This window comes from Bisbaumannia pacifica, assembly GCF_007989625.1.
GTDB lineage: Bacteria > Pseudomonadota > Gammaproteobacteria > Pseudomonadales > Halomonadaceae > Bisbaumannia > Bisbaumannia pacifica.
Genome location: NZ_BJUK01000027.1, coordinates 25,910 through 49,918 on the forward strand (window position 1 = coordinate 25,910; position 24,009 = coordinate 49,918).

Below are 24,009 nucleotides of genomic sequence, written 5' to 3' on the forward strand. Positions count from 1 at the left end.
GCAGGGGCAATCTTTTATGCGGCTTGCGCTTAGCGCTCGATTGCCAGCGCTACGCCCTGGCCGCCGCCGATACATAGGGTCGCCAGGCCCTTCTTGGCGTCCCGGGCGATCATCTCGTGCAGCAGGGTCACCAGCACCCGGCAGCCGGAGGCACCGATGGGGTGGCCGAGGGCGATGGCACCGCCGTTGACGTTGACCTTGTCGGTATCCCAGCCCAGCTCCTTGTTGACGGAGAGGGCCTGGGCGGCGAAGGCCTCGTTGGCCTCGACCAGGTCCAGATCGTCCAGGCTCCAGCCGGCCTTCTCCAGGCAGCGGCGGGTGGCCGGGGCCGGGCCGATGCCCATGATGGCCGGGTCGACGCCGGCATTGGCGTAGCCGGCGATGCGGGCCAGCGGGGTCAGGCCCAGTTCCTTGGCCTTCTCGGCGGAGCAGAGCATCACCACGGCGGCACCGTCGTTGAGGGAGGAGGCGTTACCGGCGGTGATGGTGCCGTCCTTCTTGAAGGCGGGGCGCATGCCGCCGAGTTTCTCGGCGGTGGTCTCGCGGGGGTTCTCGTCGGTATCGAAGACCAGCGGGTCACCCTTGCGCTGGGGAATCTCCACCGGGACGATCTGGCCCTTGAACTTGCCGGCCTTGATGGCGTCGCTGGCCTTCTGCTGGGAGGCGGCGGCGAACTCGTCCATCGCCTCGCGGGTGATGCCGTATTTCTCCGCCAGGTTCTCGGCGGTGATCCCCATGTGGTAGTTGTTGAAGGCGTCCCACAGGCCGTCGTTGACCATGGTGTCGACGGCCTTCCAGTCGCCCATGCGCTGGCCATTACGCGAGTTGGGCAGCACATGGGGGGAGGCCGACATGTTCTCCTGGCCGCCGGCCAGGATTAGTTCGGCATCGCCGCAGCGAATCGCCTGGGTGGCCAGGTGCAGGGCCTTGAGGCCGGAGCCGCATACCTTGTTGATGGTCATGGCGGGGACGGCGTCGGGGAGACCGCCCTTGATGGCGGCCTGACGGGCGGGGTTCTGGCCGACGCCTGCGGTCAATACCTGACCGAGCAGGACTTCATCGACCTGCTCCGGGGCCACGCCGGTCTCGGCGAGGAGGTCCTTGATAACCAGGGCACCGAGGTCGCTGGCGGGAATGCCGGCGAGGGAGCCGCCGAAGCTGCCGATGGCGGTGCGCTTTGCTGCAACAATGACCACGTCTTGCATGGGAATCTCCTGGCTGAGTCTCGAGCGGTGACTCGTTCAGCATAAGGGAGATTTGTGCACTGCGGCAATGGACAATTCCATGAAAACGGCCCGCCGCCCAGAAGGGCGGCGGGCCGGTGTATCACAGCGGGCCCGGAGCTCTTAGGCGAGCTGGACGGGAATGGCGTTGCTGGTGTGGCTGACCGCGTTGCCTTCCTGGAGGTAGACCAGGGCGGGCTGGTGGCTATCCAGCTCGGCCTCGCTGTAGTGGGCGTAGCTGCAGATGATCACCCGATCCTCGACGCCGGCCAGGTGGGCGGCGGCGCCATTCACGGAGATGATCTTCGAGCCTTCCTCGGCGCGAATGGCGTAGGTGGTGAAGCGCTGGCCATTCTCCACGTTGTAGATCTGGATCTGTTCGTTTTCGCGGATGCCAGCCATGTCCAGCAGCTCGCCGTCGATGGCGCAGGAGCCTTCGTAGTTGAGTACGGCATGGGTAACGCGGGCCATATGCAGCTTGGCCTTGAGCATGATGGTATGCATCGGGCTTCTCTTCCTTCCTGCGCTTAGCGGGGCAGGTTGACGGTCAGGTTATCGATCAGGCGCGCCGGCCCCAGTTGGGCGGCGGCGAGGATCACGGCATGGCGTGTGGCGTCGGTCAGCGGCCCCAGGTCCTGGGCGCGCAGCTCGAGATAGTCGGGGGTGAAGCCGCGCTTGGCAAGGGTGGCCTCGGCGTCGGCCAAGCAGTCGCCGGGTGCACCGCCGGCCTCCAGGGCATCGCGTAGCTCGCAGAGGGTGCGATAGAGCCCCGGCGCCTGGGCCCGTTCCACCTCGCTCAGGTAGCCGTTGCGGGAGGAGAGGGCCAGGCCATCCGTGGCGCGCACGATGGGCACGCCGATGATCTCGATGGGCAGGTGCAGGTCCGCCACCAGGCGGCGAATCACCGCCAGCTGCTGGTAGTCCTTCTCCCCGAAGCAGGCCAGGTGAGGCTGCACCAGGTTGAAGAGCATGGTGACGACGGTGGCCACGCCATCGAAATGGCCGGGGCGGCTGCCGCCACACAGGCCTTCGCTCACCTCGGGGACCCTGACCCGGGTCTGGGCCTCCAGGCCGCGGGGATAGATCTCGGCGGTCTGTGGGGCAAACAGCAGGTCGCAGCCGGCGGCGGCCAGCTTGGCCTGGTCCTCGGCCAGGGTGCGCGGGTAGGCGTCCAGGTCCTCGCCGGCCCCGAACTGCATGGGATTGACGAAGATAGTGGCCACCACCAGATCGGCATGGCGCCTGGCCTCGGCGACCAGGGCGAGGTGCCCCTCGTGGAGGTTGCCCATGGTGGGTACCAGACCGATGCGCCGGCCGGCACGGCGTGCTTCGGCCAGGGTCTCGTGCAGGGCGGCGATGCGCTCCAGGGTATGCATCAGAAACAGTGCTCCTCGGCGGGGAAGTGCCGTGCCTTGACCGCCTCGTGGTAGTCCAGGAAGGCACCCTGAATGCTCTGTGCGTCTTGCATGAAGTTCTTGACGAAGCGCGGGGTGCGGCCGTGGGTCACCCCCAGGACGTCGTGCATCACCAGGATCTGGCCATCCGTGTCGGGGCCGGCGCCGATGCCGATCACCGGCACGTCCACCGCCTCGGTCACCGCCCGGCCTAGGCTAGCGGGAACGCACTCCAGCAGGATCACCGAGGCGCCGGCTTCCACCAGGGTGCGGGCGTCGGCGATGATCTGCTCGGCGCGCTCGGCGTCGCGTCCCTGCACCTTGTAGCCGCCCAGTTGATAGACGGTCTGAGGCGTCAGGCCCAGGTGGGCGCAGACCGGTACGCCGCGGCGAGTCAGCTCGCGAATACCCTCGGCCATCCAGGCCTCGCCCTCCACCTTGACCAGCTCGGCGCCGGCGCGCATCAGCTCGCCGGCATCCTGCAGCAGCCGCTCCAGGCTGGAGTTGCTCATAAACGGCAGGTCCACCATCAGCAGGCTGCTGCCCTTGCCTTGGGCCGCACAGCGGGTGTGGTAGCAGATCTCCTCGAGGGTGACCGGCAGGGTGCTGCTATGCCCCTGCAGGACCATGCCCAGGGAGTCGCCCACCAGCAGCACCTCGATGCCGGCCTCGCTGGCCGCCCGGGCAAAGGAGGCGTCATAGGCGGTCAGGCAGCTGAACGCCTCGCCGGAGCGCTTGAAGGCCTGCAGCGTGCTCAGGGTGACGGTTTTCATAAGGACATTCTCATGATTGGCGTTAAAACGGTCGTTTTATACCGGTCTCGAGCGGGTGACGTTACCCGACCCGCCATGGTGCGGCAAGATGTTACCGACCAAGGGCTAACTCGTGTGAAACAGTAACACTCAGCCGGACGACTTTACCCCTAGGGTAACAAGGGTCGCAAGTCGTCGCCGCTCCTGGCCTCGGCCAAGGGGACGATGCGCCGTCCATCGGGGAGGCAAAGCGTCGGGGCCAGCTCGGCCAGGGGGACCAGCACGAAGCCGCGATTCGCCATTTCCGGGTGGGGAACCCGCAGCCGTGGTGAATCGATCACGACGTCATCATAGAGCAGCAGGTCCAGGTCCAGGGTACGCGGTCCCCAGTGACGCAATCGGCGGCGGCCGTGGCGTTGTTCCAGGGCCTGGAGCTGGTCGAGCAGGGCCAGCGGCGAGAGCCGCGTGACGAGCTCGGCCACGGCGTTGACGAAATCGGGCTGATCCTGGGGCCCCACCGGGGCGCTGACATAGCGCCGCGAGGCGCCCGTTAGGCGGGTCAGCGGCAGATGGCCCAGAGCATCGATGGCCTGGGTGACCTGCTCGCGGGGATGCTCCTGGTTGCTACCCAGGCCGATATAGGCCCGGTGCCACCTCGCCTCAGCCATGCTGGTCGCCGCCGGCGCCACCGGGACGCCGGCGGCGCTTGCGCGGGCGACGCTTGCGTGGGCGAGGCTCGTCACCCTGGCTGGCGGCCTTGCCCAGCAGGCGTTGCTGGTCATGCTCGTCGCCCTCCTGGAAGGCGGTCCACCAGTCGCCCAGGCCGGGCTTGATCTCGCCGGCTTCTTCGCGCAGCAGCAGGAAGTCGTAGGCGGCGCGGAAGCGCGGATGCTCGCGGGTCTGGATGGCGCGACGACCGCGACGCTGGGGCAGGCGCTGCTGCAGGTCCCAGATCTCGCGCATGGGAATGCTGAAGCGCTTGGGAATCGAGATATGTTGCAACTGCCGAGACACCGCCTGCTGGGCGGCGGCCTGCAGGGCCGGGACCGGCGGCATGCCATCCTCCTGCAGGCGTGCCTGGCGCTGCACCACGCCGGGCCACAGCAGGGCGGCGAACAGGAAGGCCGGGGTCACCGGGCGATCCTGCTGGATGCGCGCATCGGTATTGGCCAGGGCGCGCTCGAACAGCGCTTCCGCCCAGGGCAGCTCGCTCAGGGCCTCGTCGGCCTCCGGGAAGAGCATGGCGAAGAGGTCATAGTCGCGCAGCAGCCGGAAGGTGGTCAGGGCATGGCCGGCGAGGAACAGCTTGAGCACCTCGTCGAACAGCCGGGCCGGGGGAATCTGCAGCAGCAGTGGGGCCATCTCGCGAATCGGCGCCTCGGTGGCGGCGGCGAAATCGAAATCGAGCTTGGCGGCGAAGCGAATGGCGCGCAGCATGCGCACCGGGTCTTCCCGATAGCGGGTGGCCGGGTCGCCGATCATGCGCAGGGTGCGCGACTCGATATCGCTGACCCCATCGGCCCAGTCATGGATCGAGAAGTCGGCGATATTGTAGTAGAGGGCGTTGACGGTGAAGTCGCGACGCAGGGCGTCCTCTTCCACGTCGCCCCAGACGTTGTCGCGCAGCAAGAGGCCATCGTCGCTCTGCTGGGAGAGATGCTCGCCGTGATCCTCGTTGGGCTTGCCGCGGAAGGTGGTGACCTCGATCACCTCGCGGCCGAAGCGCACATGGACGATGCGGAAGCGCCGGCCGATGATCCGCGAATTGCGAAACAGCTCGCGGACCTCCTCGGGGGTGGCGTCGGTGGCCACGTCGAAGTCCTTGGGCTGCTTGCCGAGCAGGGAGTCACGGATGCAGCCACCCACCAGATAGGCCTCGTAACCGGCGTTGTGCAGCCGGTAGAGCACCTTGAGGGCGGGTTCGCTGAACAGTCGGCGTGACACCGAGTGCTGGTCGCGGGGGATGACGCGAAGGCCGGGAGACTCGCCGGGGCCATCCTGGCTGCCGAAGAGATGCTTCAAGCGTTCACCGGGGCGTTGGAGAAAGCGGGTAAATCCTTTGAACATGCAGCGATATCGACTCGCGGAGTCCTAAAACGTCAGTGTAGCCGACCGCCGACAGCATGGGAACCGTGGCTTGAGGGTGATCGGCGCATAAAAGCAGAAAGGGGAGGCCATGCGGCCTCCCCTTAAGCGGTCAGATCAGCATCCATGCTGCTGGTTTTTCTTCGTGATGGCGCATCGCCTTGAATACGCACCACAGTCACCAAGACAAGTTTCAGGCAAGCAGTGTTGTTGTCTTTGTCGGTCTTCCTGGTGGCGACCGTCTCGTATTCAAAACAATAATCCAACCACGACGGTAGGCAGTCTACCTTCCCTCGGCCTGTTGTTGTTGGTTGCCGAGGGTGCACGCCTGGGGAGCTTGTTGTTCTTGTTGCTCCCGCCTGGTGCGTCGCGTCCTGATGAACCTCCGGATATCGGGCCCTGTTGTTCTTGTTGTGACCTCATCCGGGTGACTGCGCCTTGTTGTTGTTCTTGGCGGGTCGTCACCCCTTGTTTGCCATGCTCGACGATCTTGTTGTTGTTGGCTCGTCGACTGGCGCCTGCCGAAGTGTCACCTGTTGTTCTTGTTACGCCCCTTGGGGCAGTGACCTGGCGGCGTCCGGATCTTGTTCTTCTTGCCCTAGGATATTGCACCGTGCGTGCCACTATCTGAAAAAACCATAAAAAACATGGTGTTGTGTTTGTCGCTTTCTGGCATGCCTACCGGGCCGGGATGATGTGTTACCCAAATTGGGCCCTTCTGGGGCAGGGGGTGTGTGGGATGGTAACAACTGGTGCAAAAGTTCCCTCCACGACACGAAAAACGCCCATCGAGGCGGGCTCGATGGGCGCTTAGACCATGGTCGGGTTGCTTGCGCCGGGCTTATCCGGTGCGGCTCCTGGCGCTCTTCTTGCGCGGTATCCCCAGGCGTTGGCGGCGCTCCCATAGGCACTTGCGGCTGATGCCGAGCTTCTGGGCCAGCTCGGTCTCGCTCATCTGGTCCTGGTGCTCGAGGACGAAGTGCTGGAAGTAGTCCTCGAGGGAGAGGTCCTCCTCGTCCAGCTCGGCGTCGCCGGCTTCTCGCGGGTCCGGCGCCACGGGGGAGGCGGGCTTGGGTTGGCTGCGGGCGAGGGGCGGCCCGGGCTGCAACCCCAGGTCATCGGGGTGGATCAGGTGGCCCTCGGCGAGGATCACGCCCCGCTCCAGAGCGTTCTCCAGCTCCCGCACGTTGCCGGGCCAGGGGTAGTCGTGGATCTCGCGGCGTGCCGCCCGGGAGAGCTTGAGCCCCTCGCGGGCGTGACGGCGGCAGGCCTTCTCCAGCAGGACGTCGGCGATCTTGAGGATATCCTGCTCCCGGTCGCGGAGCGGCGGCAGGTCGATCTGCATCACATTGAGGCGGTAGTAGAGGTCGAGGCGGAACTCGCCGCTCTTGGACATGGCGCGCAGGTCGCGGTGGGTCGCCGCGATCAGGCGCACGTCGACGTGACGGGTCTCCACCGAGCCGATCTTGCGGATCTCGCCCTCCTGCAGCACCCGCAGCAGGCGCGCCTGGGCGTCCAGGGGCAGCTCGCCGATCTCGTCGAGGAAGAGGGTGCCGCCGTCGGCGGCCTCCACCAGGCCGGTGCGGGCCGCATTGGCACCGGTGAAGGCGCCCTTCTCGTGACCGAACAGCTCCGATTCGATCAGCGTCTCGGGGATGGCCGCGCAGTTGACGCAGATCAGCGGGGCCCGGGCGCGCTGGCTCTGGGAGTGGATGGCCCGCGCCACCAGCTCCTTGCCGGTACCGGACTCGCCCTGGATCAGCACGGTGACGTCCGCCGGGGCGGTCTTGCGGATCCGCGTATAGACCACCTGCATCGCCTCGCAGTCACCGATCAGCTCCTGGGGCGGGGCGGCGCTGCTGGTCGCCGCGGGGGGCGCCGCCTCGGCGGCGTGCTGCTCCAGGGCCCGGGCCACGGTCTTGAGCAGGTCGTCGTGGTCGAAGGGCTTGGCCACGTAGTCCACGGCGCCCTGCTTCAGGGCCTCCACCGCCGAGCGCATGCTGGCGTAGCTGGTCATGATCACCACCGGGGTGGGGGCGGCGCGGTCGATCAGGGCGGTGCCCTGGGTGCCGGGCAGGCGCAGGTCGCTGATCACCAGATCGAAGCGCTGGGGATCGAGGGCCTCGGCCTCGTCCACCGAGCCTGCTTCGCTCACCTGGTAGTCATGGCGTTCCAGCAGGCGGCGCAGGGCGCTGCGGATAATGGCTTCGTCTTCAACGATCAGAATCCGGCTCATGGGGATGCTTGCCGTCCTCTCGGTTGGTGGGCAGCCACATCAGGATGCGGGTGCCGCGTTCTCGCTCCGGGGGGGGAGACTCGATATGGATCTGCCCGTGGTGCTCGGCGATGATGCTGTAGACCAGCGGCAGGCCGAGCCCCGTGCCCTCGCCGGGCGCCTTGGTGGTGGTAAAGGGTTCGAAGAGGTGGTCACGAATGCTCGCGTCGATGCCCTGACCCTCATCGGTAACGGTAACACAGACACCGTTACCCTCGCGGCTCGCCTCGATCAGCACCTCACCGCCGTCGGGACTGGCGTCCCGAGCGTTGTTGAGCAGGTTGACGAAGACCTGCACCAGGCGCTGGGCATCGCCTTCGATATGACACCCCCCGGGGCAGAGGTTTCGATAGGTAACATCCTGACCCGAGCGGGCCAGGTGGATCAAGTGCAGGGCATCCTCCACCACCTCGCGCAGGGCGAGCGTCGCGAAGGCCTGGCCCTGGACATGGCGGCCGCCATGGGCGAAACCCACCAGGGAGGAGACGATGCGCGAGACCCGATCGGTGAGCTGCTGGATCTGTTCCGCGGTCTCCAGCAGCTGGGGGTCGTCGGTGTCATAGCGCAGGTTCTGGGCCAGCGAGGAGATGCCGGTGATGGGGTTGCCGATCTCGTGGGCGACCCCGGCGGCCAGCTGGCCGATGGAGGCCAGGCGGGCGGCATGGACCAGCTCTTCTTCCAGCCACTTCATCTCGCTGTGATCCTCCACCAGGACCACGGTGCCGCCGCGCACCGCGTCGTCGGCCTGCAGTTCGGCGCGGCGTAGGGAGAGGTAGCGCACGCCGCCGTCCAGGCGTACCTCCTGCTTGTAGAGATGATCCTGGCGTTCATCGAACATGCGCCCCAGCAGTTCGCCCCAGGGGGCCGGCAGGTCGGTGCGCCGCGAGCCGACCACGCTGGCGCCGTCGATGCCGGAGAGTTCGGCCAGGGCGTCGTTCCACATCAGCAGCTCGTCGTCGACGCCGAAAGCGCACAGCCCCACCGGCAGTCGGGTGAGGATGCGCCGATGGTAGCGGCGCAGGCCGTCGAGCTCCCGGGCCAGGCCGGTGAGCCGCGAGCGATAGGCCTCCAGGCGACTCTCCACGAAGTGGATATCGTCGGTGGGTTCCTGGGCGCCACGGCGGTAGGGCAGGTAGCTGTCGACGATATCCTGGGCCACCGAGGGACCCATCAGCCCGGAGAGGTTGGCCTGCAGGCGGTCGCGCAGGCGGCGCAGGGCATAGGGGCGTCCCTCCTGGGGCGAAATGCGCAGCGCCTCCAGGGCCCGTTCGACCTCGCGGCGGGCCACCTCCTCGCCGAGTACCGGCGCCAGGCGCTGGATGAATTCCGCGCCATTGCGGGCATCCAGGGGCAGGCGCTTGGGACGGATCACCGCATCCACCGAGCAGGCCTCGGCGGCGGCGCGTTCACCCTCGGAGGTGCGGGTCAGCAGCGAGACCAGGATAAAGGTGAGGATATTGGTGGCCAGGGAGACCAGGGTCACCACGTACCAGTCCGGTTCGTTGGCCAGCAGCTCCAGCCCCGGCGGCAGCAGGATGCGTGGCGTCATGCCGGTGAGCAGCGGCAGCCACATGCCCAGCAGCCAGATCGCCACGCCGACGACGAGGCCGCTGAGCATGCCCTTGCGGTTGGCGCCGGGCCAGTAGAGCACCGCCAGGATGCCGGGCAGGCACTGGGCCATGCCGACGAAGGCGACGATGCCCAGGGTCATCAGGTCATGGTGGATGCCGACGATGCGGTAGAAGAGCCAGCCGCCGAAGATCACCGCGGCGATCAGCGCGCGACGTAGCCAGCGCAGCCAGTGGTAGAGGTCGGGCTGGTGAATCGGCGAGTGGGCCACCAGTACCCAGTGGTTGAGCATCATCCCGGAGAGGGCCAGGGCGATCAGGATCAGGGTGCCGCTGGCGGCGGCCAGGCCGGCGATAAACACCAGGCCCTGGATCCAGGGCGATTCCGACAGCCCGTAGGCCAGGTAGGCGGCGCCCAGCGCCGCGCTATCGGCTCCGACGCGCTGGGCGCCCCACAGGATCAAGGGTACCGGCAGGGCCAGCAGCAGCAGGTAGAGCGGTAGGCTCCAACTGGCCTGCTGCAGAGTGCGCCGGGAGAGAGTCTCGGCGAAGGCCATATGGAAGAGGTGGGGCATCAGGAAGGCGGCGGCGAAGAACAGCAGCAGCAGGGTGCGCCACTGCCCCGGGTCGAGGCGGGTCACCTCGGCTTGGATCGCGGCGCCGGGCCCCGCTAGCCAGGCCTGGACGCTGGCCGGCCCCTCGAAGATCGCGAACAGCGCGAAGGCGCCCAGGGCCAGCAGGGCCAGCAGCTTGATCAGGGACTCGAGGGCGATCACCGCCAGCAGGGTGTCGTGGCGGGCATGCAGCCGGGTGTGGCGGGCGCCGAAGAGGATCGCGAAGAGCGCGATCACCGCGCTGAAGGCCAGCGCCATCAGCGCCGGGGAGGCGGTGCCGGTGAGCACACGGGTGACATCGCCGAGGGTCTGGATCTGCAGGGCCAGCAGCGGCAGCACCGCCAGCAGGCTGACCAGGGTGATCAGGGTGCCCACCCAGCGTGAGCGGAAGCGGAAGGCGAAGAGGTCGGCCAGGGACGACAGCTGATAGGTGCGGGTCAGGCGCTGGATCGGTACCAGCAGCACCGAGGCGAGCAGGAAGGCCCCGGCGGGTCCCAGGTAATAGGCCAGGTAGCCGTAGCCCGCCTGGCTGGCCAGCTCCAGGCTGCCATAGATGGCCCAGGCGCTGGCATAGACCCCCAGCGCCAGGGTATAGACGGCGGGGTGGCGCACCAGGCGGATCGGCACCCAGCCCCGCTCCACGGCCAGGGCGGCCAGGAACAGCAACGACAGATAGCCGATACCGAGGAGGAATAGCTGGGCGGCGCTCATGGGCGGACCTCCCGGAAATCAGCCATGTTCATCCAGTTTCCTCTTCTGCTCCAGCCATAGCGACAGGGCGATCAGGCCGCCCCAGATCAGGAAGGGCCGGTACCAGGCGCTGTCCGGCGAGGCCCAGCCGCTCATCAGCAGCGGCGAGAGCAGGTAGCCGCCGAATACCAGGAACAGCATCAGCCGGTAGAGATACATGGGACGCTCCTCTGCTGCGGGGCGAATCAGGGCTGGGGGCGCTGGGCATCGGCGCGTAGCCGTGCCACCGACCAGCGGGGGATCGCCTCGGCCAGTTGCACCGCCACCGGCTCGCGGATCAGCCCCGGCGCCGGCGCCTGATCCAGGGCCTTCAGGGCGCGGTGCAGCAGGCGCCGTACCTCGGGGCCTTCCCAGGGCAGGGCCGGCGCCAGGTTCTGCTTGGAGAGCTTCTGGCCATCGGCGCCGAGAATCAACGGCAGGTGCAGATAGCGGGGCTCGGGCAGCCCCAGGGCCGCCTGCAGCTGGCGCTGCCAGGGAGTGTTGTCGAGCAGGTCGTGACCACGCACGACATCGCTGATGCCCTGGGCGGCATCATCCACCACCACCGCCAACTGGTAGGCCCAGAGGTCATCCTTGCGCTTGAGCACCACGTCGCCGAGGGTCGCCGGATCGAAGCGCTGGGCGCCGAAGAGGCGATCCTGCCACTCGACCGGGCGCAGGCCCAGGTCGCTGCGCAGGCGCCAGGCCAGCGGTTTGCCGGGCTCGTGCACCCCGTCGCGACACCAGCCGGGGTAGATGGGGTGGTCGCGCCACTGCTTGCGGGAGCAGCTGCAGGGGTACGCCAGCCCCTGATCGATCAGGCACTCCAGGGCCGCCTGGTAGGCGTCGTGGCGGTCGCTCTGGTAGTGCACCGGGCCATCCCAGTGCAGGCCGAAGGCCTCCAGCTGGCGCAGGATGGTGTCGCCGGCACCGGCGGGGCAGCGTGGCGGGTCGATGTCCTCGATTCGCAGCAGCCAGTCGCCGCCGGCCTGGCGGGCGTCCAGGTAGCTGCCCAGGGCGGCGACCAGGGAACCGAAGTGCAGGGGGCCCGAGGGCGTCGGGGCGAAGCGGCCTCGATAGCGTGGCATGGCGGACTCCGTCGGCGGAAAGGCAAACGGGCACCCGAGGGTGCCCGTCACGCTGGTATCGCCGGGGGGTTAGCCGCCGAGCTGCTTCTCCTTGAGCTCGGCCAGGGTCTTGCAGTCCACGCAGAGGGTGGCGGTGGGGCGTGCCTCGAGGCGTCGAATGCCGATCTCGACGCCACAGGCCTCGCAGAAACCGTAGTCGTCTTCGTCGATCTTCTCGATGGTCTCGTTGATCTTCTTGAGCAGCTTGCGCTCCCGGTCGCGGGTCCGCAGCTCGAGGCTGAAGCCCTCTTCCTGGGTGGCACGATCCGCTGGGTCCGCATAGTTGTTGGCGTCTTCCTGCAGGTGACGCACGGTGCGGTCCACTTCTTCCATGAGCTCCTGTTTCCAGTCGAGCAGGATCTGTCGGAAGTGCTCCAGCTGCTTCTCGTTCATGTACTCTTCACCCGGTGCCGCTTCGTACGGGGTGAATTTCTTTGGCGCTTCCGTCTTTTGTGCTGCTACTGGCATGGGGGCTGCCTCATTGCTCGAGTGACTGGGGCCGATGCCCGGTCGGGCAGGCGCACTGCTGCCGGCCCAAAGCCTTGCTTATTTAGCGAAAAAACGCCCGCATTGCAACTGTCACATGATCCGGAGGTGCCGGCTGATGCCGCAGCCGGTTACAATTCCGTTTGACCGTGGCCCCCGCCAGAGGTGCCATATCGAGCCATCGAGAGGCCGGATCGTGGCCGTTGAAGGAGAGTGAGGCATGAGTTGGAGCGCGCGACTGGATCGCGTCGAGCCCTTCCGGGTGATGAGCCTGCTGGAGGTGGCCCAGGGGCGGGAGGCCGCCGGCCATGACGTGATTCACCTGGAGGTGGGCGAGCCGGATTTCGCCACCCCGGAGGCGGTGGTGGCGGCGGGACAGCGGGCCCTGGCCGCGGGGCAGACCCGTTACACGCCGGCGGCGGGCCTGCCGGCGCTGCGCGAGGCCATCGCCGGCCACTACGCCGAGCGCTTCGGCGCCGAGGTCGATCCGGCGCGCATCCTGGTCACCCCCGGCGCCTCCGGAGCCCTGCTGCTGGCTAGCCAGCTGCTGGTGCAGCGCGGCGACCGGGTGCTGATGGCCGACCCCACCTACCCCTGCAATCGCCACTTCATGGCCCTGGCCGAGGCCGAACTGGATACCGTGGCGGTGGGGCCGGCGAGCGGCTGGCAACTGGATGCCGAGTTGGTGGCCCGGCATTGGCGCGATACCACGCGCCTGGCGATGCTGGCCACTCCCTCCAACCCCACCGGCCATATGCTGGATGCCGACCAACTGGCGGCGGTGGCGGCGGCGGTCGAGGCGCGCGGCGGCGCCCTGTTGGTGGATGAGATCTATCAGGGGCTGACCTATGGGGTCGAGCCGGTCTCGGCGGCGGCGGCGGCTCCCGAGGCCTTCGTGGTCAACAGCTTCTCCAAGTATTTCGGCATGACCGGCTGGCGCCTGGGCTGGCTGCTGGCCCCGGAGGCGGCGGTGGAGCCCCTGACGCGGCTGGCCCAGAACGTCTTCCTGGCCGCCTCCACCCCGGCCCAGCATGCCGCCCTGGCGGCCTTCACCCCGACCTGCCTAGACGAGCTGGAGAGTCGTCGCCGGGAGCTGGAACGGCGTCGGGATGCCCTGCTGGCGGGGCTGGCACGCCTCGACTTGGCGCCCTCGCTGCCGCCCCAGGGGGCCTTCTATGTGTGGCTGGATATCTCCCGCTACAGCCGTGACAGTCAGGCCTTCTGCCAGCAACTGCTGGAGGAGGAGAGCGTCGCCATCACCCCGGGCATCGACTTCGCGGTGCGTGGCGGCGAGCACCATGTGCGGATCGCCTTCACCACCTCGGTGGCGCGCCTGGAGGAGGCCCTGAGTCGCCTCGAACGCTTCCTGGGGCGGCTATGAAGCAGGATGTCATCGCTGATGCCCCCGGGCAGCCCGAGCCGGCATCGCAAGCCGCGCTTTCCATGACCTATCCCGCCCTGACGCCGGGCATCCTGCGCCGGCGCTACAAGCGCTTCCTGGCCGACGTGGAGCTGGCCGATGGCTCCCTGGTGGTGGCCCACTGCCCCAATACCGGCTCCATGCGCGCGGTCAATGTGCCGGGCTGCCGGGTCTGGCTGGCCGCCAGCGACAACCCCAAGCGCAAGCTGGCCTGGACCTGGGAGCTAATCGAACTGCCCCAGCCGGAGGGCGGTGTCGCCTTCGCCTCGGTGCATACCGGGCGCGCCAATGGCATCGTCGAGGCGGCGTTGCGCGAGGGCGTGGTAAGCGAGCTGGCCGGCTTCGCCGAGCTCAGGCGCGAGGTGCGGGTGGAGGGGGCGCGCCTCGACTTCCGGCTGAGCGACGATCGGGGCGAGCCGACCTATGTGGAGGTCAAGCAGGTGACCCTGCGCGAGGCCGATGGCGGCGGCTACTTCCCCGACGCGGTCAGCGAGCGGGGCCGCAAGCACCTGGAGGTACTGGCCGACCTGGCCGCGGAGGGGCATCGGGCGGTGCTGCTGTTCTGCGTGGCCCATACCGCCATCCCCTCGGTGGCCCCGGCGATGCATCTCGACCCCCGCTATGCCGAGACCCTGAGACGGGTCGCCGAGGCGGGGGTGGAGGTGCTGGCCTATGGCTGTGAGGTGGTCGTTGAGGCCGGAGTGCCCCGGGGCATCCGGTTGGTCAGGCGGCTGCCCGTTCACCTGGGATAGAGACGCCAGGGCGTATCACTCGGCCAGATGAATCTGGCCGTCGTCGTCGATGCGAATTGCCACCGGGACCAGGTGGCGCCCCTGGCAGGGCCCGAAGACGCATTCGCCGCTCTCCGGCAGGAAGAGGGCGCCGTGCATGCTGCACTGAATCAGCTCGCCGCCGGGCTCGAGGAAGACATCCGGCTGGAAGTCGAGGCCGATGCCCTGATGGGGGCAGCGGTTCTCGAAGGCGCTGATCCGGCCGTGTACCCGCACCAGGAAGGCCTCGCGGCCGTCCGGCAGGCGCAGGCCCAGGGCCGCGGTGGCATCCAGTTGGGAGCGGTGGGCGATAGCACTCATCAGCGATCGATATAAAAGCGTTGCATGAAGCCGACTTGGGCGGGGTCGGCGTTGCGGTCATAGCCCACCTCCAGCTCGAAGCGCATCGGCTCGTCCTCCTGGATGCGGAAGGTGGCCAGGTGGTAGATGGCCTCGCCATCGCGCACGGTGCGGAATGCCAGGTTCTGGGTCTGGCCGGCCAGGTTGCCGACGCGACCGCTGACCCAGGCATTCGCCGGCCGGGTGGTGCCGTCCTCCTGCTCCTCGAGCACGCTGATATTGAGCAACGCCATCACCTGGCTGCGCTGAATATCGTAGGCGGCGGCCACCTCCGGCGTCAGGAAGCTGGTGTTGATGGCGCTGTAGTGGATCTGGTAGTTGCCGACCCGCTCGTACTGCTGGGCCTGGGCGCCGGCCGCCAGCAGCCAGGCCAGCAGGCCGCTAAGCAGCCAGGCGCCGAGAGTCTTGGCCTTCATGGTCTTTCCCCTTACTTATTGCCTTCGATTCAGCCGCCCGGGCCCCGGCTGACCCGGAACACGGCGGTCTCGCCACACAGGTTGGGCCACAGCCGCGAGGTCCAGTGCCCCTCGTGCTCGCCGTTGCCCACCGCCCGGTCGCTGATGATCAGACCCTTGTCACGGCACAGGCGTTCAAAGTCGTTGAAGGTCGAGAGATGGATGTTGGGGGTGTCGTACCAGGCGTGGGGCAGCGACTTGGAGACCGGCATATAGCCCTTGAAGCCCAGGTAGAGGCGATGCCGCCAGTAGGCGAAGTTGGGGAAGGTGATGATGCACTCCCCGGCCACCCGCAGCATCTCGTCGAGCATCAGGTCGGGGCGACGCAGGGCCTGCAGGGCCTGGGTCATGATCACCAGGTCGCAGGCGTCGTCGTCGAAGTTGGCCAGGCCTTCGTCGAGGTTCTGCTCGATGACATTGACGCCCTTCTCGATACAGGCGGTGATGCCGTCGGGATCGATCTCCAGGCCGTAACCGGTGACTCCCTTGTCCCGGGCCAGGGCGGCCAGCAGGGTGCCGTCGCCGCAGCCCAGGTCGAGGACCCGGGCCCTCTCGGGCACCCAGCCATGAATCAGCTTGAGGTCGGCGCGCATCAGTGGGCCTCCAGGTTCAGGTCGCGGGCCACGCGCTTCATGAAACCGGCGAATACCGCCTGATAGCGGGGCTCCGGCAGCAGGAAGGCGTCGTGGCCATGGGGCGAGTCGATATTGGCGAAGCTGACCGCCTTGCCGGCGCGGATCAGTGCATCCACCAGTTCCCGGGAGCGCGACGGCGGGAAGCGCCAGTCGGTGGAGAAGCTCACCACCAGGAAGGGGCAGCTGGCCGGGGCCAGGGCCGCGGCCAGGTCGCCGCCGTGGGGCGCCGCCGGATCGAAGTAGTCCAGGGCCTTGGTCATCAACAGGTAGGTGTTGGCATCGAAGCGGTTGGAGAAGGTGTCGCCCTGGTAACGCAGGTAGGACTCCACCTGGAACTCCACGTCGTAGCCGAAGTTGAAGTCGTCGCTGCGCAGGTCGCGGCCGAACTTGCTGCCCATGGCATCTTCGGAGAGGTAAGTGATGTGTCCCACCATCCTGGCCAGCTTGAGGCCGCGCCGCGGCAGGGTGTCGTGCTCGGCGTAGCGGCCGTCATGGAAGTCCGGGTCAGAGCGGATCGCCTGGCGGGCCACCTCGTTGAAGGCGATGTTCTGCGCCGAGAGCTTGGGGGTGGCGGCGATCACCGCCGCATTGGCCACCCGTTCCGGGTAGTTGAGGCTCCACTGCAGCACCTGCATGCCGCCCAGGCTGCCGCCGATCACCGCGGCGAAGCGCTGGATGCCCAGGCGGTCGGCCAGCCGCGCCTGGCTATGTACCCAGTCGGTGACCGTCATCATCGGGAAGTCGGGGCCCCACTGGCGGCCGGTGGCCGGATTATGGCTCAGCGGCCCGGTGCTGCCGTGGCAGCCACCCAGGTTGTTCAGGGAGACGACGAAGAAGCGCTCGGTGTCGATGCTCTTGCCGGGACCGATATGCGCATCCCACCAGCCGGGTTTGCGGTCGTCGGGGCTGTGGTAGCCGGCGGCATGGTGGTGGCCGGAGAGGGCGTGGCAGATCAGTACCGCATTGCTACGCTCGGCATTGAGCTCGCCGTAGGTCTCGTAGACCAGCTCGTAGCTGGGCAGGGTGCGGCCGCAGGCCAGCTCCAGAGGCGCATCGAAATGCGCGGTCTGCGGGGTGACCAGGCCGACCGAATCACGGGGTAGCTCGGGCATGGGGTCCTTGGTGTCCAGTCGTGTCGTTATGTTATCGAAGGGCGTGCCGCCGGGGCGGCACGCGCCTCACAGGCCGACCAGGGCGCCGGAGATGCCGGCAGCACGGGTCAGCGAGCCCACCACGATACCATCGATCAGGCTGATGGCGATGAAGGCCACGATGGGGGAGAGGTCGAGCATGCCCAGCGGCGGGATGACGCGGCGCAGCGGGGCCATGATCGGTTCCACCAGCTGCATCACCAGCAGGGCGCCGGGGTGGCTGGCGCTGGGGGCCACCCAGCTGAGGATGATCATGGCGATCAGCGCGAAGAAGTAGATCTTGAGGATGGCGTTGGCGATGGCCGCCACGGCACCGATGGCCACGCCGACCAGCGGCGGCATGCCGATACCGGCGATCTGCAGGATGGCGATGATGGCGATGACCTTGAGCACGAAGGCGGCACCGAGGGTGGCCAGGTCGAAGCGTCCCACCGGGCGTAGGAAGCCCTGGAAGAGGCCGATCACCGGCTGGGTGATCTTCACCACCGACTGGCTGATGGGGTTGTAGTAGTCGGCCCGGGACGCCTGCAGCAGGAAGCGCAGCATCATCAGGAAGAGGTAGATATTGACCAGGGTGTTGACCAGCAGTAGGCCGGCGTTGCCCATTTGACTGCCCATGTGCGGGGCTCCTTATCGTGGCTGGATGCGGTGACGGCGTTACTGGCCGAGCTCCCGGGCCATCTCCCGGGCGCGGGCGGCACAGGCCTCGGTGGCCTCCTCGACGATGCGCCGCAACTCGGCGGCCTCGAAGCTGTGGATGGCGCGCTCGGTGGTGCCCCCCGGTGACATCACGTTCTGCTTGAGGGTGGCTGGGTCCTTGTCGCTCTGCTGGGCCATGCGCGCCGCGCCATAGGCGGTCTGCAGGGCCAGGCGACGGGCGCTGGCGGCGGGCAGGCCGAGACGCACGCCGGCGGCTTCCAGGGCCTCGAAGAACAGGAAGAAGTAGGCCGGGCCGCTGCCCGAGATGGCGGTGACCGCCTCCAGCAGGGACTCCTCGTCGACCCACTCCACCAGGCCCACCGCCTCCAGCAGGCCGGTCGCCAGCTGGCGCTGCGCGTCGCTGACCCGCGAGTTGGCGTAGAGGCCGGAGGCGCCGGCGCCCACCAGGGACGGGGTGTTGGGCATGCAGCGAATCACCGCCAGCTCACCGCCCAGCCAGGTCTCCAGGGTGTCGGCGCCGAGGCCGGCGGCCACCGAGACGATCAGCGGCTTGCGGGCCTGGATGGCGTCACGCATCGCCGCGCAGACGTCGCGCATGATCTGCGGCTTGACCGCCAGCACCACCACGTCGGCGTTGGCGACCGCCTTGGTGTTGTCGGTCTCGGTACGAATGCCGTAGCGCTGACGCAGCGGCGCCAGGTGCTCGTCGCTGGGCGAGGTGGCGGTGATGGCGGTGGCGGGGTAGCCGCCCTCGATCATGCCGCCGAAGATGGCGCTGGCCATGTTGCCGGCACCGATAAAGGTCACTTGGCTAGCCATAGGGAATCGATTCCTCTGCGTGGGGCCCAGGGCATCTGCCTAGGCGCGGGGTGTCTTGGGGCGGGCGCCGAAGATCGCCGTGCCCAGGCGGACCCAGGTGGCCCCCTCGGCGACGGCGGCTTCCAGGTCGTCGCTCATGCCCATGGAGAGGGTGTCCAGGGGCGCCTGGGGAAAGCGCTGGCGCAGTTCCTCCAGGGCTTGGCGCAGTCGCGCATAGGGTTCGCGCTGGGCCTCGCGTCCCTCGGTGGGGGCGGGAATCGCCATCAGGCCGCGCAGGCGCAGCCTGGGCAGGGCCACGACCACTTCGGCCAGGGCCGGCAGGTCGTCGAGGGAGACCCCGGCCTTGGTGGTCTCGTCGCTGATATTGACCTGCAGGCAGACATTCAGCGGCGGCAGGTGCGCCGGGCGCTGTTCGTCGAGGCGCCGTGCCAGTTTCTCCCGATCGAGGCTGTGCAGCCAGGCGAAGTGCTCGGCCACGGCGCGGCTCTTGTTGGATTGCAGGGGGCCGATGAAATGCCAGACGATCTCGGGCAGGTCGGCCAGGGTCTCCTGCTTTTCCAGGGCCTCCTGAAGGTAGTTCTCGCCGAAGTCGCGCTGGCCGAGTCGATAGGCCTCACGCACCATCAACGCAGGCTTGGTCTTGCTAACCGCCAGCAGCCGCGCCGCTGCGGGCTCGCGGCCGGCCTGGGCCAGGGCCTCGGCCAGGCGGCGATTGGCGGCTGCCAACGTCTCGAAAAGCGCAACCTCTGTCATACTGATACACGTCCTTACAATTAGGCGCAGGGATACAGGGGGAACCGCATGGATATTACCGAACTGCTGGCATTCTCGGCAAAGCAGAACGCCTCGGATCTGCATCTATCGGCGGGGCTGCCGCCGATGATCCGGGTGGATGGCGACATTCGGCGACTCAATGTGCCGGCCATGGATGATCGCGAGGTGCGCAAGCTGGTCTACGATATCCTCAATGACCGACAGCGTCGCGACTTCGAGGAGCACCTGGAGACCGACTTCTCCTTCGAGGTGCCGGGGGTGGCGCGCTTCCGTGTCAATGTCTTCAATCACGGCCGTGGCATCGGCGGTGCCTTCCGCACCATCCCCGCCGAGATCATGACCATGGAGGACCTGGGGCTGGGCGAGGTCTTTCGCCGGATGGCGCTGATGCCGCGTGGCCTGGTACTGGTGACCGGGCCCACCGGTTCGGGCAAGAGCACCACCCTGGCGGCGCTGATCGACTACATCAACGAGATCCGCTACGACCATATCCTGACCATCGAGGATCCGGTGGAATTCGTCCACCGCAGCAAACGCTGCCTGATCAACCAGCGCGAACTGCATCGTGATACCCATGGCTTCGCCCCGGCGCTGCGCAGCGCCCTGCGCGAGGATCCCGATGTCATCCTGGTGGGGGAGATGCGCGACCTGGAGACCATTCGCCTGGCGCTGACCGCGGCGGAAACCGGTCATCTGGTGTTCGCCACCCTGCACACCACCTCGGCGGCCAAGACCATCGACCGGATCATCGATGTCTTCCCGGGAGACGAGAAGACCATGGTGCGCTCCATGCTCTCCGAGTCCCTGCAGGGGGTCATCTCCCAGACGCTGCTCAAGCGCATCGGCGGAGGCCGGGTGGCCGCCCACGAGATCCTGGTGGCCACGGCGGCGGTGCGCAACCTGATTCGCGAGGACAAGGTGGCGCAGCTCTATTCGGCGATCCAGACCGGCGGCAACCTGGGCATGCAGACCCTGGACGCGGCCCTGGCGCGCCTGGTCAGCGATGGCGTGGTCTCCCGGGACGAGGCCCAGGCCAAGGCCAAGGCGATCCTGCCGACCTGAGTCGGCGGCCCCCACCACCACAAGACGAGCGAGGGATAACCCATGACCGTGAACGAGTGGCTGGAGCAGTTGTTGCAGATCATGGTGGATAAGGAAGCCTCGGACCTGCTGATCTCGGTGAAGGCGCCCCCCACCCTGAAGATCGCCGGCAAGCTGACCCCCATGGGAGACCAGGGGCTGAGCCAGGCCCAGGTGACCGAGCTGGTGCAGGCGGCGGTGCCGGAGAATCAGCGGGCGCGCTTCGCCGCCGAGCACGAGGCCAACTTCGCCCTGAGCCTGCCGGGCAAGGGGCGCTTCCGGGTCAGCGCCTTCCAGCAGCGCAACCAGCCGGCCATGGTGCTGCGGCGTATCGCCTTCGATATTCCCCACCTGGAGGAACTCTACCTGCCGCCGGCCCTGGGCGAACTGGCCGAGATCAAGCGCGGCCTGGTGTTCGTGGTGGGCGGTACCGGCACCGGCAAGTCGACCACCCTGGCGGCGATGATTCAGCAGCGCAACGAGACCCTGGGGGGGCATATCATCAGCATCGAGGACCCCATCGAGTATGTGCACCCCCACAAGAAGGCGATCATCAACCAGCGTGAGGTGGGCATCGACACCGAGTCCTTCGAGGTGGCGCTGAAGAACACCCTGCGTCAGGCCCCGGATGTGATCCTGATCGGCGAGGTGCGTACCCGGGAGACCATGGAGCACGCCCTGACCTTCGCCGAGACCGGCCACCTCTGCCTGGCCACCCTGCACGCCAATAATGCCAACCAGGCCCTGGACCGCATCATCAACTTCTTCCCCTCCGAGCGTCATGATCAGGTATGGCTGGACCTCTCCCTCAACCTGCGCGCCATCGTCGCCCAGCAGCTGTTGCCCACACCCCAGGGAGAGCGCCGCGCGGCCATCGAGATCATGCTGCGTTCGCCCTTGATCAGCGATCTGATCCGCAAGGGCGAGGTGAGCGAGATCAAGAACGTCATGGCGCGCTCCCGGGACCTGGGCATGCAGACCTTCGATCAGGCCCTCTATGACCTCTACCGGGCGGGGGTGGTCAGCGAGGACGTGGCCCTGGTGCATGCCGATTCGGCCAACGACCTGCGCATGATGATCAAGTTCGGCGATCCCAACAGCGAGGTGGTGGATCAGGCCAGGAGCGGCAGCGAGCGCTTTAGCCTGCGCTCGGGGGATGATTTCTAGCTGGGGCCGGGCTCAGGGGGCATAGACCCCCCCCAGGACCCGGGGGCCTCGGGCGCCGGTCACCGAGGGCAAGTTGCCGGGCAGCCCGCTCAGGCGGCGATGGGCCAGCCAGGCGAAGGCGCCCGCCTCCAGCCAGTCGGCGGGCCAGCCCAGTTCGGCGCAGGGCGTCAGCGTCAGTGTCGGGAGCCGGGCCTGGAGGCGGTCGAGCAGGTAAGGGTTATGGGCGCCGCCCCCGCAGGGCAGCAACCGGGCGGGGGCGGCCTCGGGCAATCGCTCGCCGAGTTGCTCGACGGCCAGGGCCACGCTGGCGGCGGTCAGCTCCGCCAGGGTGGTTTGCACGTCGCGAGGCGACTCGCCGTCATCCAGGTGGCGTTCCAGCCAGGTCAGGTGGAAGTATTCGCGCCCGGTGCTCTTGGGCGGCGGGCGTCGGAAGTAATCATCGGCCAGCAGGCGAGCCAGCAGGGTCGCGTCGACCCGACCACCGGCGGCCCAGGCGCCATCGGCGTCGAAGCGTCCGCCCTGGTGGCGCTGATACCAGCCATCCAGCAGGGCATTGGCGGGGCCGCTATCGAAGCCCAGCACGTCGGCGGGGTGATCGAACGGCGGCAGCAGGGTCAGGTTGGCATAGCCGCCCAGGTTGAGCACCAGGCGCCACTCTTCGGGGTGACGAAACAGCGCCTGGTGGAAGGCCGGCGCCAGGGGGGCGGCCTGGCCGCCGGCCGCCAGGTCGCGGCGGCGAAAGTCGGCCACCACCTCGAGGCCGGTCAACTCCGCCAGCCGGCTGGGGTTGTCCAGTTGCAGGGTATAGGGGGCGCCGCCGGCGTGGCCCTCGGGGGCATGTTCGAGGGTCTGGCCGTGGCTGCCGATGGCGACGACGTCGGCGGCGGCGGTGCCGCTGGCCTCGAGCAACTCGTGGACCGCCCGGGCCTGTAACCGGCAGAAGGCCTCCTCCGCCTCGGCCAGCTCGCGAAAGCTCGCGCCCTCGGCATGGCAGAGTCGCAGCAGCAGGTCGCGCAGGGCCTCGGGCATCGCCACCGCCCGGGTCGCCAGCAGGCGTGGTGTCGGGGTGCCGCAGTCCACCAGGGCGGCATCGATGGCGTCCAGGCTGGTGCCGGACATCAGGCCGATATATAGCGACATCGTGACGACTCCTCGCAGGCTCTCAACGGTACTGGGCAAGACATGCTAACATCCCGTCCCATTCGTCAAGCTGTTTTGCCGTCAACACCGCTTTCTGTGGAGTAAGGGTACGATGACCGATGTCGAGAGCGCGCTGGCGCTGTTGAAGCGCGGTACCAATGAGATTCTTCTGGAGGACGAGCTGAAGAAGAAGCTCGCCTCGGGGCGCAAGCTGCGTATCAAGGCAGGCTTCGATCCCACGGCCCCGGACCTGCACCTGGGACATAGCGTGCTGCTCACCAAGATGCGCCAGTTCCAGGACCTGGGACATCAGATCATCTTCCTGATCGGCGACTTCACCGGACGCATCGGCGATCCCACCGGCAAGAACGTCACCCGCAAGCCGCTCACCGAAGAAGAGGTCATCGCCAACGCCCAGACCTATAAGGAGCAGGTGTTCAAGATCCTCGATCCCGAGAAGACCGAGGTGCGCTTCAACTCCGAGTGGTTCAGCGAGCTCAACGCCGCCCGGATGATCGAGCTGGCGGCCCAGAGCACCGTGGCGCGGATGCTCGAGCGTGACGACTTCGAGAAGCGTTACAAGGCCGGCCAGTCGATCTCCATCCACGAGTTCCTCTATCCGCTGGTGCAGGGCTACGACTCCGTGGCCCTGGAGGCGGATATCGAGATGGGTGGCACCGATCAGAAGTTCAACCTGCTGATGGGCCGCGAGGTACAGAAGCATTACGGCATGGAGCCCCAGGTGGTGATTACCATGCCGCTGCTCGAGGGCCTGGACGGCGTGCAGAAAATGTCCAAGTCGCTGGGCAACTACGTGGGCGTCGACGATGCCCCCGGGGTGATGTTCAACAAGCTGGTCTCCATGCCCGACAGCCTGATCTGGCGTTACTTCGAGCTGCTCTCCCTGAAGAGCAACGAGGAACTGGAGGCGCTCAAGCGCGACATGGATACCGGGGCCAACCCCCGTGACATCAAGATGGTACTGGCTCGGGAACTGATCGCCCGCTATCACGGCGAAGAGGCAGCGGCCAATGCCCATAAGTCCGCCGGCAACCAGCTGGCCGAGGGCGAGCTGCCGGAAGACCTGCCCGAAGTGAGCGTCGATTTCGACGGTGCTCAGGCGCCGATTGCTGCGGTGCTCAATCGCTCCGGGCTGGCCAATAATAGTGCCCAGGCCAAGGACATGCTGGGTAACGGTCGGGTCAAGGTGGATGGCGAAGTGGTGGCTCGTGACCATATGCTCAAGAGCGGTAAGAGCTACGTGATCCAGGCCGGCAAGAAGCGCTATGCCCGAGTCACTGTCGCCTGAGACACCGGACTCGGTA

24 protein-coding genes are annotated in these 24,009 nt (G+C 67.5%); 5 read left to right on the top strand and 19 right to left on the bottom strand.

Annotated features, from left to right (window positions below; genetic code table 11):
- Positions 1-29: 29 nt before the first annotated feature.
- The 11 genes from HPA02_RS11980 to dksA form a co-directional block, all read right to left on the bottom strand.
- A complete protein-coding gene (locus tag HPA02_RS11980; RefSeq protein WP_146803434.1) occupies positions 30-1,205 on the bottom strand; it encodes an acetyl-CoA C-acetyltransferase in 1,176 nt (391 codons plus the stop codon).
- 141 nt (positions 1,206-1,346) lie between these two features.
- On the bottom strand, positions 1,347-1,727 hold the full coding sequence (gene panD / locus HPA02_RS11985) for an aspartate 1-decarboxylase (RefSeq protein WP_146803435.1): 381 nt from the start codon (positions 1,725-1,727) through the stop codon (positions 1,347-1,349).
- A 23-nt stretch (positions 1,728-1,750) separates the two neighbouring features.
- Entirely contained in the window at positions 1,751-2,599 is an 849-nt protein-coding gene (gene panC / locus HPA02_RS11990; RefSeq protein WP_146803436.1) for a pantoate--beta-alanine ligase, read from the bottom strand.
- On the bottom strand, positions 2,599-3,390 hold the full coding sequence (gene panB / locus HPA02_RS11995; protein ID WP_146803437.1) for a 3-methyl-2-oxobutanoate hydroxymethyltransferase: 792 nt from the start codon (positions 3,388-3,390) through the stop codon (positions 2,599-2,601). The genes panC and panB overlap by 1 nt, the downstream gene beginning before the upstream one ends.
- Before the next feature lie 149 nt (positions 3,391-3,539).
- Positions 3,540-4,037, bottom strand: a complete 498-nt coding sequence (gene folK, locus HPA02_RS12000; RefSeq protein WP_146803438.1) for a 2-amino-4-hydroxy-6-hydroxymethyldihydropteridine diphosphokinase — start codon at positions 4,035-4,037, stop codon at positions 3,540-3,542.
- The gene (gene pcnB / locus HPA02_RS12005; RefSeq protein ID WP_146803439.1) at positions 4,030-5,436 is read right to left on the bottom strand and encodes a polynucleotide adenylyltransferase PcnB; all 1,407 of its coding nucleotides are present in this window, start codon (positions 5,434-5,436) and stop codon (positions 4,030-4,032) included. The genes folK and pcnB overlap by 8 nt, the downstream gene beginning before the upstream one ends.
- 859 nt (positions 5,437-6,295) lie before the next feature.
- On the bottom strand, positions 6,296-7,690 hold the full coding sequence (locus HPA02_RS12010; protein ID WP_146803440.1) for a sigma-54-dependent transcriptional regulator: 1,395 nt from the start codon (positions 7,688-7,690) through the stop codon (positions 6,296-6,298).
- Positions 7,668-10,622, bottom strand: a complete 2,955-nt coding sequence (locus HPA02_RS12015) for an ATP-binding protein (protein WP_146803441.1) — start codon at positions 10,620-10,622, stop codon at positions 7,668-7,670. Before HPA02_RS12015 ends, HPA02_RS12010 begins: the two co-directional genes overlap by 23 nt.
- A gap of 18 nt (positions 10,623-10,640) precedes the next feature.
- Positions 10,641-10,820, bottom strand: a complete 180-nt coding sequence (locus tag HPA02_RS12020; protein WP_146803442.1) for a hypothetical protein — start codon at positions 10,818-10,820, stop codon at positions 10,641-10,643.
- 26 nt (positions 10,821-10,846) lie between these two features.
- Complete coding sequence (gene gluQRS / locus HPA02_RS12025; RefSeq protein ID WP_146803443.1) at positions 10,847-11,728, bottom strand: tRNA glutamyl-Q(34) synthetase GluQRS; 882 nt, start codon at positions 11,726-11,728, stop codon at positions 10,847-10,849.
- A gap of 69 nt (positions 11,729-11,797) precedes the next feature.
- Positions 11,798-12,235, bottom strand: a complete 438-nt coding sequence (gene dksA / locus HPA02_RS12030) for an RNA polymerase-binding protein DksA (RefSeq protein WP_146803444.1) — start codon at positions 12,233-12,235, stop codon at positions 11,798-11,800.
- A gap of 238 nt (positions 12,236-12,473) precedes the next feature.
- Here dksA and HPA02_RS12035 point away from each other — a divergent pair, with 238 nt between their 5' ends.
- Together HPA02_RS12035 and sfsA are read left to right on the top strand one after the other, a co-directional pair.
- Positions 12,474-13,634, top strand: coding sequence for a pyridoxal phosphate-dependent aminotransferase (locus HPA02_RS12035; protein ID WP_146803445.1), 1,161 nt, complete (start codon positions 12,474-12,476; stop codon positions 13,632-13,634).
- Between the two features lie 62 nt (positions 13,635-13,696).
- Positions 13,697-14,425: a DNA/RNA nuclease SfsA gene (sfsA, locus tag HPA02_RS12040; protein WP_146803446.1), complete on the top strand. Its 729-nt coding sequence runs from the start codon at positions 13,697-13,699 to the stop codon at positions 14,423-14,425.
- 15 nt (positions 14,426-14,440) lie between these two features.
- Here the strand turns inward: sfsA and HPA02_RS12045 are convergent, their stop codons facing one another.
- The 7 genes from HPA02_RS12045 to HPA02_RS12075 all read right to left on the bottom strand — a co-directional run bounded on the left by HPA02_RS12045 (position 14,441) and on the right by HPA02_RS12075 (position 19,276).
- Positions 14,441-14,764, bottom strand: a complete 324-nt coding sequence (locus tag HPA02_RS12045; protein WP_146803447.1) for a Rieske (2Fe-2S) protein — start codon at positions 14,762-14,764, stop codon at positions 14,441-14,443.
- Positions 14,764-15,219, bottom strand: a complete 456-nt coding sequence (locus HPA02_RS12050; RefSeq protein ID WP_146803448.1) for a DUF4426 domain-containing protein — start codon at positions 15,217-15,219, stop codon at positions 14,764-14,766. The genes HPA02_RS12045 and HPA02_RS12050 overlap by 1 nt, the downstream gene beginning before the upstream one ends.
- A 29-nt stretch (positions 15,220-15,248) precedes the next feature.
- Entirely contained in the window at positions 15,249-15,851 is a 603-nt protein-coding gene (metW, locus tag HPA02_RS12055) for a methionine biosynthesis protein MetW (protein ID WP_146803449.1), read from the bottom strand.
- On the bottom strand, positions 15,851-17,005 hold the full coding sequence (gene metX, locus HPA02_RS12060) for a homoserine O-succinyltransferase MetX (protein WP_146803450.1): 1,155 nt from the start codon (positions 17,003-17,005) through the stop codon (positions 15,851-15,853). The genes metW and metX overlap by 1 nt, the downstream gene beginning before the upstream one ends.
- Positions 17,006-17,071: 66 nt before the next feature.
- On the bottom strand, positions 17,072-17,662 hold the full coding sequence (locus HPA02_RS12065) for a YggT family protein (RefSeq protein ID WP_146803451.1): 591 nt from the start codon (positions 17,660-17,662) through the stop codon (positions 17,072-17,074).
- 39 nt (positions 17,663-17,701) lie between these two features.
- A complete protein-coding gene (gene proC, locus HPA02_RS12070; protein ID WP_146803452.1) occupies positions 17,702-18,523 on the bottom strand; it encodes a pyrroline-5-carboxylate reductase in 822 nt (273 codons plus the stop codon).
- Between the two features lie 39 nt (positions 18,524-18,562).
- Positions 18,563-19,276 (bottom strand): YggS family pyridoxal phosphate-dependent enzyme, encoded by a 714-nt coding sequence (locus HPA02_RS12075; RefSeq protein WP_146803453.1) that lies wholly within the window; start codon positions 19,274-19,276, stop codon positions 18,563-18,565.
- A gap of 48 nt (positions 19,277-19,324) precedes the next feature.
- Here HPA02_RS12075 and HPA02_RS12080 point away from each other — a divergent pair, with 48 nt between their 5' ends.
- Both HPA02_RS12080 and HPA02_RS12085 read left to right on the top strand, forming a co-directional pair.
- Complete coding sequence (locus HPA02_RS12080) at positions 19,325-20,359, top strand: type IV pilus twitching motility protein PilT (RefSeq protein WP_146803454.1); 1,035 nt, start codon at positions 19,325-19,327, stop codon at positions 20,357-20,359.
- Between the two features lie 42 nt (positions 20,360-20,401).
- Positions 20,402-21,544, top strand: a complete 1,143-nt coding sequence (locus HPA02_RS12085) for a PilT/PilU family type 4a pilus ATPase (RefSeq protein ID WP_146803455.1) — start codon at positions 20,402-20,404, stop codon at positions 21,542-21,544.
- A 12-nt stretch (positions 21,545-21,556) separates the two neighbouring features.
- On the opposite strand, the gene HPA02_RS12090 is transcribed toward HPA02_RS12085, so the two are convergent.
- A complete protein-coding gene (locus HPA02_RS12090) occupies positions 21,557-22,684 on the bottom strand; it encodes an anhydro-N-acetylmuramic acid kinase (RefSeq protein ID WP_146803456.1) in 1,128 nt (375 codons plus the stop codon).
- Positions 22,685-22,796: 112 nt separating this feature from the next.
- On the opposite strand from HPA02_RS12090, the gene tyrS reads away from it, so the two are divergent.
- Entirely contained in the window at positions 22,797-23,993 is a 1,197-nt protein-coding gene (tyrS, locus tag HPA02_RS12095) for a tyrosine--tRNA ligase (protein WP_146803457.1), read from the top strand.
- The last annotated feature ends 16 nt before the right edge of the window (positions 23,994-24,009 follow it).

Coding starts and splice junctions, on each gene's coding strand:
- dksA (WP_146803444.1), bottom strand. CDS start 12,235: ATGCCAGTAGCAGCACAAAAGACGGAAGCGCCAAAGAAATTCACCCCG.
- sfsA (WP_146803446.1), top strand. CDS start 13,697: ATGACCTATCCCGCCCTGACGCCGGGCATCCTGCGCCGGCGCTACAAG.
- proC (WP_146803452.1), bottom strand. CDS start 18,523: ATGGCTAGCCAAGTGACCTTTATCGGTGCCGGCAACATGGCCAGCGCC.
- HPA02_RS11980 (WP_146803434.1), bottom strand. CDS start 1,205: ATGCAAGACGTGGTCATTGTTGCAGCAAAGCGCACCGCCATCGGCAGC.
- HPA02_RS12010 (WP_146803440.1), bottom strand. CDS start 7,690: ATGAGCCGGATTCTGATCGTTGAAGACGAAGCCATTATCCGCAGCGCC.
- HPA02_RS12035 (WP_146803445.1), top strand. CDS start 12,474: ATGAGTTGGAGCGCGCGACTGGATCGCGTCGAGCCCTTCCGGGTGATG.
- HPA02_RS12065 (WP_146803451.1), bottom strand. CDS start 17,662: ATGGGCAGTCAAATGGGCAACGCCGGCCTACTGCTGGTCAACACCCTG.
- panC (WP_146803436.1), bottom strand. CDS start 2,599: ATGCATACCCTGGAGCGCATCGCCGCCCTGCACGAGACCCTGGCCGAA.
- tyrS (WP_146803457.1), top strand. CDS start 22,797: ATGACCGATGTCGAGAGCGCGCTGGCGCTGTTGAAGCGCGGTACCAAT.
- panB (WP_146803437.1), bottom strand. CDS start 3,390: ATGAAAACCGTCACCCTGAGCACGCTGCAGGCCTTCAAGCGCTCCGGC.
- HPA02_RS12015 (WP_146803441.1), bottom strand. CDS start 10,622: ATGAGCGCCGCCCAGCTATTCCTCCTCGGTATCGGCTATCTGTCGTTG.
- metW (WP_146803449.1), bottom strand. CDS start 15,851: ATGCGCGCCGACCTCAAGCTGATTCATGGCTGGGTGCCCGAGAGGGCC.
- gluQRS (WP_146803443.1), bottom strand. CDS start 11,728: ATGCCACGCTATCGAGGCCGCTTCGCCCCGACGCCCTCGGGCCCCCTG.
- HPA02_RS12085 (WP_146803455.1), top strand. CDS start 20,402: ATGACCGTGAACGAGTGGCTGGAGCAGTTGTTGCAGATCATGGTGGAT.
- HPA02_RS12050 (WP_146803448.1), bottom strand. CDS start 15,219: ATGAAGGCCAAGACTCTCGGCGCCTGGCTGCTTAGCGGCCTGCTGGCC.
- HPA02_RS12080 (WP_146803454.1), top strand. CDS start 19,325: ATGGATATTACCGAACTGCTGGCATTCTCGGCAAAGCAGAACGCCTCG.
- HPA02_RS12045 (WP_146803447.1), bottom strand. CDS start 14,764: ATGAGTGCTATCGCCCACCGCTCCCAACTGGATGCCACCGCGGCCCTG.
- pcnB (WP_146803439.1), bottom strand. CDS start 5,436: ATGTTCAAAGGATTTACCCGCTTTCTCCAACGCCCCGGTGAACGCTTG.
- folK (WP_146803438.1), bottom strand. CDS start 4,037: ATGGCTGAGGCGAGGTGGCACCGGGCCTATATCGGCCTGGGTAGCAAC.
- HPA02_RS12075 (WP_146803453.1), bottom strand. CDS start 19,276: ATGACAGAGGTTGCGCTTTTCGAGACGTTGGCAGCCGCCAATCGCCGC.
- HPA02_RS12090 (WP_146803456.1), bottom strand. CDS start 22,684: ATGTCGCTATATATCGGCCTGATGTCCGGCACCAGCCTGGACGCCATC.
- HPA02_RS12020 (WP_146803442.1), bottom strand. CDS start 10,820: ATGTATCTCTACCGGCTGATGCTGTTCCTGGTATTCGGCGGCTACCTG.
- panD (WP_146803435.1), bottom strand. CDS start 1,727: ATGCATACCATCATGCTCAAGGCCAAGCTGCATATGGCCCGCGTTACC.
- metX (WP_146803450.1), bottom strand. CDS start 17,005: ATGCCCGAGCTACCCCGTGATTCGGTCGGCCTGGTCACCCCGCAGACC.